At 66.4% G+C, this 13,443-nt stretch carries 12 protein-coding genes; 7 read left to right on the forward strand and 5 right to left on the reverse strand.

Translation table 11 applies throughout. The features are described from left to right. Positions 1–22 precede the first annotated feature (22 nt). The 3 genes from QX041_RS08995 to QX041_RS09005 all read left to right on the forward strand — a co-directional run bounded on the left by QX041_RS08995 (position 23) and on the right by QX041_RS09005 (position 3,151). A complete protein-coding gene (locus tag QX041_RS08995; RefSeq protein WP_315754798.1) occupies positions 23–529 on the forward strand; it encodes a Spy/CpxP family protein refolding chaperone in 507 nt (168 codons plus the stop codon). A gap of 180 nt (positions 530–709) precedes the next feature. Continuing rightward, on the forward strand, positions 710–2,677 hold the full coding sequence (locus QX041_RS09000) for a DEAD/DEAH box helicase (protein WP_315827865.1): 1,968 nt from the start codon (positions 710–712) through the stop codon (positions 2,675–2,677). 72 nt (positions 2,678–2,749) lie between these two features. Next, positions 2,750–3,151: a DUF2177 family protein gene (locus QX041_RS09005; protein ID WP_316165045.1), complete on the forward strand. Its 402-nt coding sequence runs from the start codon at positions 2,750–2,752 to the stop codon at positions 3,149–3,151. A gap of 108 nt (positions 3,152–3,259) precedes the next feature. Here the strand turns inward: QX041_RS09005 and QX041_RS09010 are convergent, their stop codons facing one another. Further along, positions 3,260–3,919 (reverse strand): peroxiredoxin, encoded by a 660-nt coding sequence (locus QX041_RS09010; RefSeq protein ID WP_315717694.1) that lies wholly within the window; start codon positions 3,917–3,919, stop codon positions 3,260–3,262. Positions 3,920–4,284: 365 nt separating this feature from the next. On the opposite strand from QX041_RS09010, the gene QX041_RS09015 reads away from it, so the two are divergent. Both QX041_RS09015 and QX041_RS09020 read left to right on the forward strand, forming a co-directional pair. Continuing rightward, positions 4,285–4,854 (forward strand): hypothetical protein, encoded by a 570-nt coding sequence (locus tag QX041_RS09015; protein ID WP_315717695.1) that lies wholly within the window; start codon positions 4,285–4,287, stop codon positions 4,852–4,854. Positions 4,855–5,050: 196 nt separating this feature from the next. Then, positions 5,051–5,779, forward strand: coding sequence for a hypothetical protein (locus QX041_RS09020; protein ID WP_315827866.1), 729 nt, complete (start codon positions 5,051–5,053; stop codon positions 5,777–5,779). A gap of 329 nt (positions 5,780–6,108) precedes the next feature. Here the strand turns inward: QX041_RS09020 and QX041_RS09025 are convergent, their stop codons facing one another. Then, positions 6,109–7,965: an alkaline phosphatase family protein gene (locus QX041_RS09025; protein WP_316165046.1), complete on the reverse strand. Its 1,857-nt coding sequence runs from the start codon at positions 7,963–7,965 to the stop codon at positions 6,109–6,111. A gap of 204 nt (positions 7,966–8,169) precedes the next feature. On the opposite strand from QX041_RS09025, the gene QX041_RS09030 reads away from it, so the two are divergent. Then, positions 8,170–8,664, forward strand: a complete 495-nt coding sequence (locus QX041_RS09030; RefSeq protein ID WP_315737676.1) for a ferritin-like domain-containing protein — start codon at positions 8,170–8,172, stop codon at positions 8,662–8,664. Between the two features lie 184 nt (positions 8,665–8,848). On the opposite strand, the gene QX041_RS09035 is transcribed toward QX041_RS09030, so the two are convergent. Continuing rightward, positions 8,849–9,529 carry a TetR/AcrR family transcriptional regulator gene (locus QX041_RS09035; protein WP_316165047.1) on the reverse strand — a complete coding sequence of 227 codons (681 nt, stop codon included), beginning with the start codon at positions 9,527–9,529 and terminating at the stop codon, positions 8,849–8,851. Positions 9,530–9,601: 72 nt separating this feature from the next. Between QX041_RS09035 and QX041_RS09040 the strand changes: the two genes are divergently transcribed. Then, a complete protein-coding gene (locus tag QX041_RS09040; protein WP_316165438.1) occupies positions 9,602–10,726 on the forward strand; it encodes an NAD(P)/FAD-dependent oxidoreductase in 1,125 nt (374 codons plus the stop codon). Between the two features lie 48 nt (positions 10,727–10,774). Here QX041_RS09040 and QX041_RS09045 read toward each other — a convergent pair whose 3' ends face one another. Further along, positions 10,775–12,025, reverse strand: coding sequence for an arsenic transporter (locus QX041_RS09045; RefSeq protein ID WP_316165049.1), 1,251 nt, complete (start codon positions 12,023–12,025; stop codon positions 10,775–10,777). Between the two features lie 22 nt (positions 12,026–12,047). Beyond that, entirely contained in the window at positions 12,048–13,328 is a 1,281-nt protein-coding gene (locus QX041_RS09050; RefSeq protein ID WP_316165050.1) for an MFS transporter, read from the reverse strand. Positions 13,329–13,443: the final 115 nt, after the last annotated feature.

The following is a 13,443-nucleotide window of genomic DNA, read 5'->3' on the forward strand; positions in this document are numbered from 1 at the left end:
TGCCACGTCAAGGAGTTCTGCCATGCGATTAGATCCACGCGCGCTGGTCTTCGCGGCCGCAATCGTGACCGTCACCGCCGCGCCGGCCTTTGCCCAGCCGGGCGCGGGCGGACCAGGGTGGGGCCCCGGCATGATGATGGGGCCGGGGATGATGGGCGGTCGGGGCTTCGGCTTCCTGTGCAATCCCCGCATGGCCGGATTTGCCGAATGGCGGATGTCGCAGATCGAGGCCGCCATCAAGCCGAACGACACGCAGCGGGCGCGGCTCGATGATCTCAAGGCGGCATCGGCAAAGGCCGCGGAGCTGATCACGAAGGACTGCCCGGCGACGCCGCCGGTCAAGGCGACCGACCGCCTCGCACTGGCGGAACAGCGCCTCGACACGATGCAGCAGGCGATCAAGATCGTCCGCCCGGCGTTTCAGGCGCTTTACGACTCGCTCGATGACAAGCAGAAGGCGGCCATGGACGCCAGCGGTCCGCGCAACTGGGGCTGGCATCACTGGCATTGGCCGTGGAGCGACGAGTAGCCGAGACCTGGCGGGGCAGTGGCCGCGCGTCTCGCCTTCCCGGCCGCGCGGCCGTCGACCATCGGTGTCGTCCGGGCGGGCTGGGCGCACTGAGCAGGACGGCATTTGACCGTTCACGGCCCTCGTGTTCCGGCGCGGCATGGCGTAAAGCAGCCGGATCGAAACGAGGTTTCCCGTCACTTGTCCTTTCCCACGACGAATCCGCCGCTCGCCCGCGCCCTGGCCGAGCGCAGTTATGAGACTCCGACGCCCGTACAGCTCGCCGTGCTTGCACATGACGCCGTCGACCGTGACCTGCTGGTTTCGGCGCAGACCGGCTCGGGCAAGACCGTGGCCTATGGGCTGGCGCTTGCGAAGAACCTGCTCGGCGAGGCCGAGCGGTTTGCGCGGGCGACCGCGCCGCTGGCGCTGATCGTGGCGCCGACGCGCGAGCTTGCCTTGCAGGTGCAGCGCGAGCTCGCATGGCTCTATCAGCACGCCGGCGCGCGCGTCGTCTCCTGCGTCGGCGGCATGGATCCGCGCCGCGAGCAGCGCGAGCTCGAGGCGGGCGCCCATATCGTGGTCGGCACGCCCGGGCGGCTGTGCGACCATCTGCGGCGCGGGCGTCTCGACATCTCGGAATTGAAGGCCGTGGTGCTCGACGAGGCCGACGAGATGCTCAATCTCGGCTTTCGCGAGGACCTCGAGTTCATCCTCGAGACCACGCCGGAAACGCGCCGGACCCTGCTGTTCTCGGCGACCTTCCCGCGCGGCATCGTGGCGCTGGCGAAGCAGTATCAGGACGACGCGTTCCGGATCGAGGTCGAGGGCGACGAAGGCGGGCATGCCGACATCGAGTACCGCGCCATCCGCATCGCCGCCGACGATGTCGAGCACGCGGTCGTCAACGTGCTGCGCTTCTACGAGTCGCCGAGCGCGATCGTATTCTGCAACACCCGCGAGAAGGTGCGCCATCTGCAGGCGGCGCTGCTGGAACGCGGCTTTTCCGTCGTCGCGCTGTCGGGTGAGCTGACCCAGAACGAGCGAACCACGGCGCTGCAGTCGCTGCGCGACGGGCGCGCGCGGGTGTGCGTGGCAACCGACGTCGCAGCACGCGGCATCGATCTCGCCAAGCTCGACCTCGTGGTCCACGCCGAGCTGCCGAACGATCCCGAGGTGATGCAGCATCGCTCGGGCCGCACCGGCCGCGCCGGCCGCAAGGGCGTGAGCGTGCTGCTGGTGCCGCCGGCGCGGCGGCGGCGGGCGGAAACGCTGCTGAACCTCGCCGGCATCGAGGCCGCGTGGGGCGCGGCGCCGCAAGCTGATGAGATCCGCAAGCTCGATCAGGAGCGCATGCTCCACGACCAGGTGTTCACCGAGGAGACGACGGCGGAGGATCTGGCGCTCGCGCAGGCGCTGCTGGCGGAGCGGTCGGCCGAGGACATCGCCGCCGCATTGGCGCGGCTCTATCGCGCGCGGCTGCCGTCACCCGAGGACATTCTGGATCCGGGTCAGGATCGCGGCCGTGCGCGGGAGGATCGCGGTCGCGACACCGCCAGGCCGGCGCGCGGCGAGGAGCGGCCGCCGGCGCCCCGAACGAAGACAGGAAAGCCGTCGGCGCGCCACGGCATGGGCGAGCCGAGCGTCTGGTTCCGGGCGGCGATCGGGCGCAGGAAGAATGCGGAAGCGCGCTGGCTGCTGCCGATGATCTGCCGCCGCGGCGGCATCGACAAGCACGACATCGGCGCCATCAAGATCCAGGACACGACGACCGAGTTCGAGATCGCCGCGCGCGTCGCCGACGCTTTCACTGCGAACATCCGCCGTCCCGACAAGGAGGACAATATCCGGATCGAGCCGCTGGCGGGCGCGCCCTCGGGGCAGGCCTCGCCGGACAAGCCGCGCGCCGACAAGCGGCCGCCGCGGCGCGAGGCGGACGAGACGGCCTACCATCCGCTGCAGCGCGATGAGCCGCGCGGGGGCAGGGACGCCAAGCCGCGTGGCAAGCCGCATCGCGAGGGGCCGGCGAAACCCGGCCAACAGCCGGCGTTCGCGAACAAAAAGCAGCATCGCGACAAGTCCAGCCACGGCGGACAGACGTATTCAGACAGACCCTCGCGGGCCAAGGCGCCGGGTGGAAAGAAGGCCAAGGCCAAGCGCCGCGGCTGATCGGCCCGGCCCGGGCGGGGGCTGCCGTCGCTCCGCGTGATCGGCAGGTGAGCTACCAGGGAGGAGCCGCGCATGGGCCGGTACGCCGTTCTGTATTTCGCGACACTGGCCGTGCTGCTCGGCTTCGACATCCCGTTCCTGAGCGTCGTCGCCAGGGGCTTCTTCCAGTCGCAGGTCGGCGAGATGCTGGGCGAGATCCGCCCCGTGCCGGCGGTGCTGTTCTATCTGCTCTATGTCGTGGGCGTGCTGATCTTCGTCAGCGGGACGGCCGACGCGACATGGCGCTCGACCTTGCTCTACGGCGCGCTGTTTGGGCTGTTCTGCTACGCGACCTTCGAGCTGACGTCGCTGGCGATGCTCAAGCAATGGACCTGGGCGGTGGTGGCGGTCGACATCAGCTGGGGCGTGTTCGTCACTGCGGTGTCGGCGACACTCGGGCTGCTGATCGCGGACTGGGCGACGCCACGGGGCTGAAGTGGCGTCGGCCCGAAGCGCTCAGAGTTCGAGCCCAGTCTATCGAGATCCCGGGTCCGCCTCTGCGAGGCGTCCCGGGATGACGTCGTTAAACGTCGTTTGCCGCCGTCACTTCGGCTGCGGCACCACGCGCAGATACGGCTTCGGCGCCTTCCAGCCGTTCGGATAGATCGTCTTGGCCTCGTCGTCGGACACCGAGCCGGCGATGATGACGTCCTCACCCTGCTTCCAGTCGGCGGGGGTGGCGACGCGATGCTTGGAGGTGAGCTGCAGCGAGTCGATGACGCGGAGAATTTCCTGGAAGTTGCGCCCGGTGGTCATCGGGTAGACCAGGATCAGCTTGATCTTCTTGTCGGGCCCGATGATGAAGACGTTGCGGACGGTCTGGTTGTCGGCCGCGCTGCGCTTGGACGGATCCCCGGAGATCGCCGCCGGCAGCATGTCGTAGAGCTTGGAGACGTTGTAGTCGGTGTCGCCGATCATCGGGTAGTTCGGCGCGGCACCCTGCGTCTCGCGAATGTCCTCGGACCACTTGGCGTGGTTCTCCACCGGGTCGACCGACAGGCCCATCAGCTTGACGCCGCGCTTGTCGAACTCCGGTTTCAGCCGCGCCAGCGCGCCGAGCTCGGTGGTGCAGACCGGGGTGAAATCCTTCGGATGCGAGAACAAGAGGGCCCAGCTGTCGCCGATCCAGTCGTGGAATTTGATCTTGCCTTCGGTGGTTTGCGCCTCGAAGTCCGGGGCAGTGGAGCCGATCTGGAGAGCCATGGCAGTCCTCAATTCATTGCAGTGGCGGAAATAAATTCTTCTAAACACTATAGGAAATACTGCTCCTCAAGGGAACTGTCTCACGAGAAAGAGAAAAAGATTTCTCTGGAACTCACGGAGCCAACAACTTCTTTTGAGTTCCCGGGCTGCGACGAAACATCCGTGAGACGACCGGTTGCCCAGATTTCGCCATCTGGCGGTCGCAACACGCCGCCCCCTGACGGCCCTCGGCATTGAACCGTGATCGAGGTCACTGCGGCAAATCGGCAACCGATACAAAAACCCACAGCAGCGTTTCGAACCGTTAACCACTCGTTCAGACGCGCGCCGACAAGGTGGGTCAACACAGCAACTGAGAAGAGAACATGGCTACCTCTGCACCAAAAACCATCGGCATCGATGGTCTCGAACCGTCCTCCTGTGAGACCGCTGCTTTCGCGCTCGGCATCGTGCGCGACGGCGTGATCACCGGTGAGGGTCCGACCACCGCGGGACGCGTGCATTTCTCCCGGGTGCTCGATGCCGACGACGTCGCCTGGTGCGTGCGCATCCTCACCGCCGCTGCGGTGAACGATGCCCCGGTGAGCCGTGCCGAAGCCGAGGCCCTGTTCGCGATCGACCAGGCCGCGACCGAACGCAACGATAACGGCCGGTTCGAGGACCTGCTCGCCAAGGCGATTGCGCATCACACCGCCTCCGCATCCGGCCTGCCGGTGCCGCCGCGCAGCGTCGCGCTGGCCGCCGAGACCGACATCGCGAGCTGGGCGCCGGCCAATGCGCGCGGCGTCCGCACCGACGTGCTGGAATGGGTCGCCAAGCAGATGCGCGGCAAGCGCCAGGGCAACCGCGTCCTGAGAGCCATGGTCGCGACGCTCGTCGGCGTCACCGTGCTGCCGCTGGCGCAACTGCCGTCGATGATCGACATCGGGATGTAAGCGCAGCACGCCTCATCCACGAGACCGAGTTCGAGGAGCGCGATGACATCATCGCGCTCTTTTCTTTTCGGCGTATGCGTGGCGTGCGTCGGCTCCTGTAGGCGCAGACCCGCTGCTTGACGAGGCGGACCGGTGGCATTGAAATACTCCGCTGGCGCCGGTGCACCTGCCGTGATTGCGCAGATCGGGGGATATCGTGGAGATCGTGATCCGAAGCCTCGAAGCTTGGCTTTTTGGCTTCGTATGTGCGCTGCCCTACATCTGGAACAGGCGTTACGTTCCGCGGGTGCTCCTGAGCGCGTTCGCGCCGATCCTGTTCCAACTATGGCTGTTGTGGAATCTCAAGGGAGCCTGGTTCGCGGTCGCGCGGGACTTCGCGTTCTCTGGCGATCTTGTGCTGGAAATCTTAGGAGGGATTTGCGCCGCACAGGTGAGGCTTATTCTGGCGCGCTGGGGCTTACAGACCTCGAACGATCGAGGTCTCATCGATCGTTTGCGGAGTTTGCACTCGGTGGTGCTAATGTTGCTGTCGCTCGCTGCTGCTGCCCTGGCGACATACCTCATGCTCGAGTGGACATCCGGGTTCGAATGGCAGCCCTACATCGCGATCGTGATTGCGATCATGTCTGTCGCCATTTGTCTGGCGTGGCTCTATCGGCTCAACACGATCGCGTTTGTCTGGACCGGGGCCGCGGGCGGCTATCTCGGCAGCTTTGTCGCGGCCGTGCATCGCGAATGGGACATCATCACGGCAACTGCGAGTCGCCAGCACTATGATTATGCAATCGAGATGCTCATGATTCCGGAGTACTTCCTATTTGCTGCGGCCGGCGCGCTCGCAGCGGGACTGATGATCGGCTTCTCGTTCGTTGCGCTCAGACTGCAGCGCATGCGGACCACGATAGCTGTCCGTGCGTCTGGCTAGACGAGTGTTTCCTTAGAACCGACGGTGGTTGCTGGGTTGAGCTCTCGCCGTCTCCACGGCTGTCATGCTCCGCGAAGGTGGAGCATCCAGTAGTCCGCGGCAGAAGATATTGAACCGAGACGTCACGGCGTACTGGATCGTCCGCCTTCGCGGACGATGACAGCGGGGGTCTGCACGTCCATATCAATATGGCCAGGACTTTGGAAACGGTCGTCTAGTGCCAATGCGAATTTGCAAGGCGGAAGGAGCCTTTGACCTAGCAAACAAGAATGCCCCGCTTTCACGGGGCACTAAGTCTTTTGGTCTTGGACGGGCGTCGCAACGCCTGACTACTTCGCCGCCGCCTTCTGCTTCGGCGCTTCCTCGTCCAGGCCCACGGTGCGGCCGGGGAAGCCGGCGACGTCGAAATAGCGCTGGGTGCCGACGCGCTGCAGCTTCAGCACGGTCCGCAGGCCGCCGGCGGCCGGGTCCGACTTGATGACGTCCGACGTCGCCTTGGGCGTTGTGCCGTTCGGCATCGCCTCGGTCATGATGCGGCCGATCAGCTTGCCCTTCGGCGCGACCTTGAGGTCGAGCAGCTTCGCCGCGGTGATGCCGACATCGGCATTGCTGACGGGCAGGGGATCGACGAAGCCAGCCTTGAAGTCGGGTCCGATGGCCGCCATGAAGTTGTAGGTGTCGCCGCGGCCGAACGAGCCATGCATGCCCTGGCCCTGGCGCAGCACGGTGTCGGCGACCTCGACCTGGCAGTTGGACGGCTGGTCGCAGTCCGGCGCGACGTAGGAGCGGAAATTGACCACGATCGCCGGGTGCGGCGTCACCGCCTTGCCCTGCAGGTTGATCCGCGACAGCGGCAGCGTGCCGGGAATCTCGCCGAGCTTGTCGTCGACGAAGATGCCGGAGACGTAGTCCTGCGCCAGCAGCGCCTTGACGGTACGGCGGGCGAGCTTCCTGTCGTTGTTGGGCAGATAGATCAGGTCGGAGCCGCCATTCGTGGCGACGACGAGGTCGGGCTTGGCAGGATCCTTGCCGAGCACGCCGTTGCCGGCCTTCGGGTGCTTGCCCTCAGATACGGCCGCGTTCTTGTCGTTGGGATCGAACAGCGGCAGATCGAGCGCCTTGGCGAGGTCGATCGCCAGGAAGCCCATCGGCAGGAAATCCTTCGGCGTGTCGTCGTAGCCGACCTTGGCCGACGGGCTCGTCTTGCTCTCCTTGGAGATGGTCGAGAAGCCGTGGTCGGCCTGGACCATGATGTTGGTCGAGGCGGCAAGCCCGAGATCGTCGAGCGCCTTGCGCAGCGCCGCCAGATTGTCGTCGGCATTCCTGATGCCGGCCATCGAGGTCGGGCCGTTGATGCCCGGCGTGATGGTGTTGAGGCTGTCGCCGTGATTGTGCTGGCTGCCGTCCGGGTCGCGCGACCAGAACACCAGAACGAACGGCTTGTTGCGGGCCTTGAACATCGGCAGCACCGCCTTGGTGGCGACGTCGACCATGTAGGCCTGCTGCGCGACGTTGGCCGAGGTCGTGCCTGGCGTCTTGGCGTCGCCCGCCTTTCCGTTGTCGCCGCGCGACGGCGTCGCCAGCGGCAGGCCGGCCTTGGTCATGGCGTCCTTGACCTCGTCGGTCACCGGCACGCCATTCTTGTTGCCGGTGGAGTCGTCGATCACGATCGAGGAGGTCGCGCCGGGCTTGCAAGGGCAGCCGGTGTGGTCGAACAGATAGGTCGGGCCGAGCTTGCCGATCGCGGCGGTCGAATAACCGGCCTTGCGGGCAAGCTTCAGGATCGTGTCCTCGTTGAGGTAGTCGCCGTTGAAATGCTCGTCGATGTCGCCGAGCACGGCGTCGTTCTCGATGAAGGGCACGACGGTATCGCCGGCCGGCGCCGAGGTGTAGCCCGTGAAGATCGTGTTCGAGAATGTGCCGGTGTCGCCGAGATAGTGGCCGGTCGCCATGGCCGAGCCGTTGGCCATCGTGAAGGTCGGAAACAGCGAGTGCGAATTCTTGAAGTTGACGCCCTTGTCGCGGACGGCGGCCATGGCCGGGGCGGTCTCCGGCGTCACCTTGAGCGCACGCAGGCCGTCGGGAATGAACAGGATGAGATTATGGGGGGTGGCGTTCTGCGCAAATGCGGCTCCGGACGACAGCAAGGTCAGTCCGGCGCACAGCAGCACGAGCGGGCGGCGCATTGAAAACTCCTGAAGGCATTCGGCGGAATCGCGGCGTCTCGCCGCAGGGAAGAGCTTTAGTTTTGCCGGGTGACAGTTTTGTTACAAGAGGCTCGGAGGCCGCCGGCAGCGCTCAGGACAGGATTTTCTTGCGGCGGGCTCGTCGGTGGCAGGAACTAGGGTATGGCTTTCTGGTTGTCGGCTCACAATCAACAGGAGCACACCATGCCTGCCGACAAAGACCTCAACGAGCTCTTCCTCGATACCCTCAAGGACATCTACTACGCCGAGAAGCAGATCCTGAAGACGCTGCCGAAAATGGCCAAGGCGGCGCAGTCGGAGAAGCTGGCGGCGGCGTTCGAGAAGCACCACGACGAGACCGAAGGCCAGATCGAGCGGCTCGAGCAGATTTTCGAGCTGATCGGCAAGCCCGCCCGCGGCAAGAAGTGCGATGCGATCGAGGGCATCATCGACGAGGGCAAGGAGATCATGGACGAGTACAAGGGGACACAGGCGCTCGACGCCGGCCTTCTTGCTGCAGCGCAGGCGGTCGAGCACTACGAGATGTCGCGCTATGGCACCCTGAAGGCCTGGGCCCTCAAGCTCAACCTGCCGAAAGCCGCCAAGCTGCTCGACCAGACGCTGAATGAAGAGCGGAAGACCGACGAGACGCTGACCAAGATCGCTGAGACCGCGGTCAACTACGAAGCTGCGGCCTGATCGTCAGGTCGATCGTCGTGACCACAACGCCGCCGCCGGCGTGCCACCAGCGCCGGCGGCGTCGTCACGAGTCGCACCTTTGGAGGCTGGTTGGAGCCTGCCAAGGTGCCGACCTCGATCTTCTCCCGCCGGTTGCGTCTTTCCCTGCGTTCTGACGAAGCAGGGGCTGCAAGTCGGTCGCTGCCTATCGGATGGTTCCGATCCCGGCCAGGATGAGGTCGATGCCGGCAAGAAACTGCTCGCGGTCGTCGTGCTCGCGCAGGTCCGTCGCCACGCGATGGGCGAACGGGTACTTGGCGGAATCGAGCTGCGCCCATTGCGCGGCGACCGATCCGAGGAACGCCGCGCGGTCCGTCTCGCGCGGCAGCAGGCGGGCGTTCGCGGCGTTCTGCCCGGCCACGCCGAGGATGTAGTTCACCAGCGCAGACGCGGCATCGAACAGGGCTCTTTCGGGGACACCGAGCGTCTGGAGCCGTCCGCCGACGCTTTCCACGATCTGCAGCATCGCGGACCGCCACGGTTCACGGAAAAGCTGGGCGCCGACCCACGGGTGGGCGTCGATCGCATCGAACACCCCGAGCGCAACGGCACGGATTGCCTGTCGCGGCTCGGCATCGCCGCCGACACCGGTCATGACGCGGGCAATGACGTCATCGGTGGCCGCTGCGAGCAAGTCGCTCTTGTTGGCGACGTGCCAGTAGATCGCCCCGCTCCCGGTTGCCAGCCGAGCCGCGAGCGCGCGGAAGGTCAGAGCGCTTTCGCCGCCGGCGTCCAGGATCTCGATCGCCGCCTCGACGATCTTCTCCTTCGAGAGCGCGTCCGCGCGCCGTTCCGTCCGTATTGATCTGGTCGCCATGACCATCATCTTGACATGATTGGAACGTTGTTCCAATCAACTTTCATCGAACGGTGTTCCAGGTCGGTTGAAAGGCAGATGATGACGACACCCGTCACGATCGTCGGTGCGGGCCTCGGTGGCCTCACGCTCGCACGCGTCCTCCATGTCCACGGCGTCCCGGCGACGATCTATGAGGCGGAGCCGTCCGCGGAAGCTCGGACGCAAGGCGGCCAGCTCGATATTCACGAGCACGACGGGCAACGTGCCCTCGCAGACGCCGGCCTCATCGATGCGTTCCGTGCGATCATCCATGAGGGCGGCGCGGCGTCGCGCGTGCTTGACCGGCATGGCACGGTGCTGCTCGCACAGGCCGATGACGGTCGACGCCCCGAGGTGTTGCGCGGCGATCTGCGGCGGCTTCTGCTCGATTCCCTTCCAGATGAGACGATCCGGTGGGGCAAGAAGCTGACCGGCGCCGTGCCCCTCGGCGACCACAGGCATGAACTGAGATTCGCGGACGGGTCGAGCGTGGTCACGAGCCTCCTGGTCGGCGCCGACGGCGCCTGGTCGAAGGTTCGGCCGCTGTTGTCGGCCGCCAAGCCGGAATATGTCGGCACGACGTTCATTGAGACCTACCTGCATGACGCCGACCAGCGGCACACCGCAGCGGCCGAGGCGGTCGGCGGCGGCGCATTGTTCGCGCTCGCTCCGGGACAGGGGATCTTCGCCCACCGTGAGACGGGAAGCGTTCTTCACGCCTACGTCGCGCTGAACCGCTCCGCCGCGTGGATCGCCGGCATCGACTTCACGGACGCTGCCGCTGCGACCGCCCGGATCGCGGCCGAGTTCGACGGATGGGCGCCCGCGCTCACCGCGCTGATCACCGACGGCGAAACCCCGCCGGTCCCGCGCATGATCCACACGCTTCCGAACGACCATCGATGGGATCGTGTGCCTGGAGTGACGCTTCTCGGCGATGCCGCGCACCTGGCGCCGCCGGCGGGCGAGGGCGCGAACCTGGCGATGTTCGACGGCGCCGAGCTCGGCAAGGCGATTGCCGCCCACCCCGGCGACATCGAAGCGGCACTCGCCATCTACGAAGCAGCGCTATTCCCGCGCAGCTCGTCGGCGGCCGCAGGCGCGCATCAAATCCTCAAGCTCTGCCTCGGCGACAGCGCACCATTCGGGCTCGTCGACTTCTTCAACGGAGCCCTGGAGCGGTAGGGGCGGGCCCCCACACTCATCAACGTGCCCATCGCAAATCAATCGATGTCAGATCGCTGCCGCCAGTGCCGCGATCAGCGCCGGCGGCGTTGCGACGAGTCCGATCTTGAGAAACTGCCAGGCGGACACCTCGATCTTCTCGCGCCGCAACGCCGTCAGCCACAGGATGGTGGCAAGCGAGCCTGTGACCGAGATGTTCGGGCCGAGATCGACCCCGATCAGGATGGCCCGGATGACCTCATGCGGCAGGTGGTCGCTGGCGGCGACGGAGCCCGCAACCAGGCCGACCGGCAGGTTGTTGGCGATGTTGTCGGCCACCGCGGTGATCAGGCCCGCGGCCCACGCCGTGCCGTGCGGCGACGACGTCACGCCCTGGTGCAACCAGGCGCTGAGCTGTCCGATCGCGCCGGCGCGGCTTAGACCCTCGACCATCACGAACAGGCCGCCGACCAGGGGCAGCACACCCCATGAGATGCCGCGGATCACCGGCCAAGGCGATTGCCGGCTGACCAGCAGGATCGCGGTCGCCGTGACGACGCCACAGACGAAGGTCGGCAGGCCGAGTTGCACGTCGAGCGCCGAGGCAGTCAGAAGCACCGCTGCGATGGCGCCGATTCCGAACGCGGCGAGCCGGCCCTCGCGGCTCAGGTGCGGTTTCTCGACATCGGTGCGCAGCGTTTCCTCACGGAGCGCGCGGCGCTGGGTCAGCCACAGCGCGACATAGGTCAGGGCGATCGCGACCATCGAGGGCAGGGTGAACTGGCGCAGCCATTCGGTGAGATGCGGCATGCGTTCGCCGAACACGACCAGATTGGCCGGATTGGAGATCGGCAGCACGAAGCTCGCGGCATTGGCGATGAAGGCGCATACGTACAGATAGGGCAGCGGCGAGGCGCCGGCGGCGCGGGTGGCGGCATAGACGGCCGGCGTCAGCACGATCGCGGTCGCATCGTTGGAGAGCAGCACGGTGACCAGGGTGCCGACCGCATAGACCAGCAGGAACAGGAGCTGCGGCGAGCCGCGCGCATGCTCCACCGCATAGGCCGCCAGATAGTCGAACAGGCCCTCGCGGCGCGCCAGCTCGGCAATCAGCATCATGCCGATCAGGAACAGATAGACGTCGACGCCCTTGCGGATGCCGGTGAGCGCTTCAGCGACAGGCAGCAGGCCGAGCGCGACCAGCAGGATCGCGCCGGCGACGGCCCACACGGCCTCGGGCAGCCGGAAGGGGCGGATGATGACGCCAGCGGTGGCGGGAATGATGATGGCGTAGGCGAGCCAGGTATCGTGCAGGGACATGATCAGGGATCGATAGAGCAAATCATTCGGCGGGGATAGCGGGCGAGGGCGCCGCATTCGGGTGCGCGGCCTCTGCTCCACCGGTCTCGGGAAGCAGCAGCCAGCATACGATCACGGCGAGCGCGGCCGCCGCGCCGAGCACTAGGAATGCGGCGCTGTAGCCGCCATGGACGACGACCAGGCCCGCCAGCGCGGTCGACAGCGCCGCGCCAATGCTCTGCGCTGTGATCACAGCGCCCTGCGCAATGTTGAAGCGTCCGGTGCCGCGCATCAGGTCCGCGACGATCACCGGCATGATCGCGCCGAAGATGCCGGCGCCGACGCCGTCCAGCAGCTGCACGCCGACCAGCCACGCCTTGTCGTCCGATAGCGTATAGAGCACCGCGCGCAGCGGCAGGATCAGCAGCGCCGCCAGGAAGAACCGCTTGTGGCCCCAGCGGTCGGCGCGGGCGCCGACCAGCAGCGCCATCGGTACCATCACGAGCTGGGCCGCGGCGATGCAGGCCGACATCAGGCTGGTGCCGAGATTCTTGTCCTGCAGCGCCAGCTTCTGGCCGACCAGCGGCAGCATGGCGGCGTTGGCGAGGTGAAACAGCGCGACGCAGACCGCGAAGATCAGCAGCGGACGGCAGGTCAGGAGAATGCTGAGGCCCGAGGGCTGCTCGCCCCGCTTCGGGCGATTGCCCTCCGCCTGATGCGCCAGTCCGCGCGCGACGTCATGGTCGATGGCGCGCTCGGGGATGGCGAGCACGCTGATGAGGCTGCCGGCCGACGTCACCGCCATCAGATAGAACACCGCCGACGGTCCGAGCGCGTAGGCGGCAGCGCCGGCGATGACGGCGCCGACCGTATTGCCGGCATGGTTGAAGGACTCGTTGCGGCCGACCCGCGCGGTGAAGGCTTTGGCGCCGACGATCCCGAGCGACACCGCGGCGATCGCCGGCGCGAAGATCACGCCGGCGGCATTGGCGATGCTCTGTGAGATCGCGACCGGCCAGAAGCTGGTCATGAGAGGTAACAGCAGCGAAGCGGCCGTGACGACGATCGCGGCTGATATCATGACCAGCCGTTTTGCCCTGGTGGCGTCGACCAGCGCGCCGGCGGGCGTCTGCGCGACGATGCCCGCGATCGTCGCGAGCGACATCACGACGCCGATCGAGGCCTCGTCCCATTTCTGCTCGGTCAGGAGATAGATCGCGAGATAAGGGCCGAGCCCGTCACGCACATCGGCCAGGAAGAAATTGGTGGCGTCGAGTGCATGGCCGGCGCGGGCCAGGTCCTTGCCGCTATCGAAGTCCGCCATGCCGCCTCGTTGCGCGTGATCCATCGCAACAGCGGTGTACGCCATTTGGTTCCGCAGGGCCCTCGGCGTGACCCACTCCGTCCACGTGGCATTCCGGGGCGCGGAGCGCGCACTA

This window comes from Bradyrhizobium sp. SZCCHNRI2009, from assembly GCF_032485115.1.
In the GTDB taxonomy this organism is placed as follows: domain Bacteria; phylum Pseudomonadota; class Alphaproteobacteria; order Rhizobiales; family Xanthobacteraceae; genus Bradyrhizobium.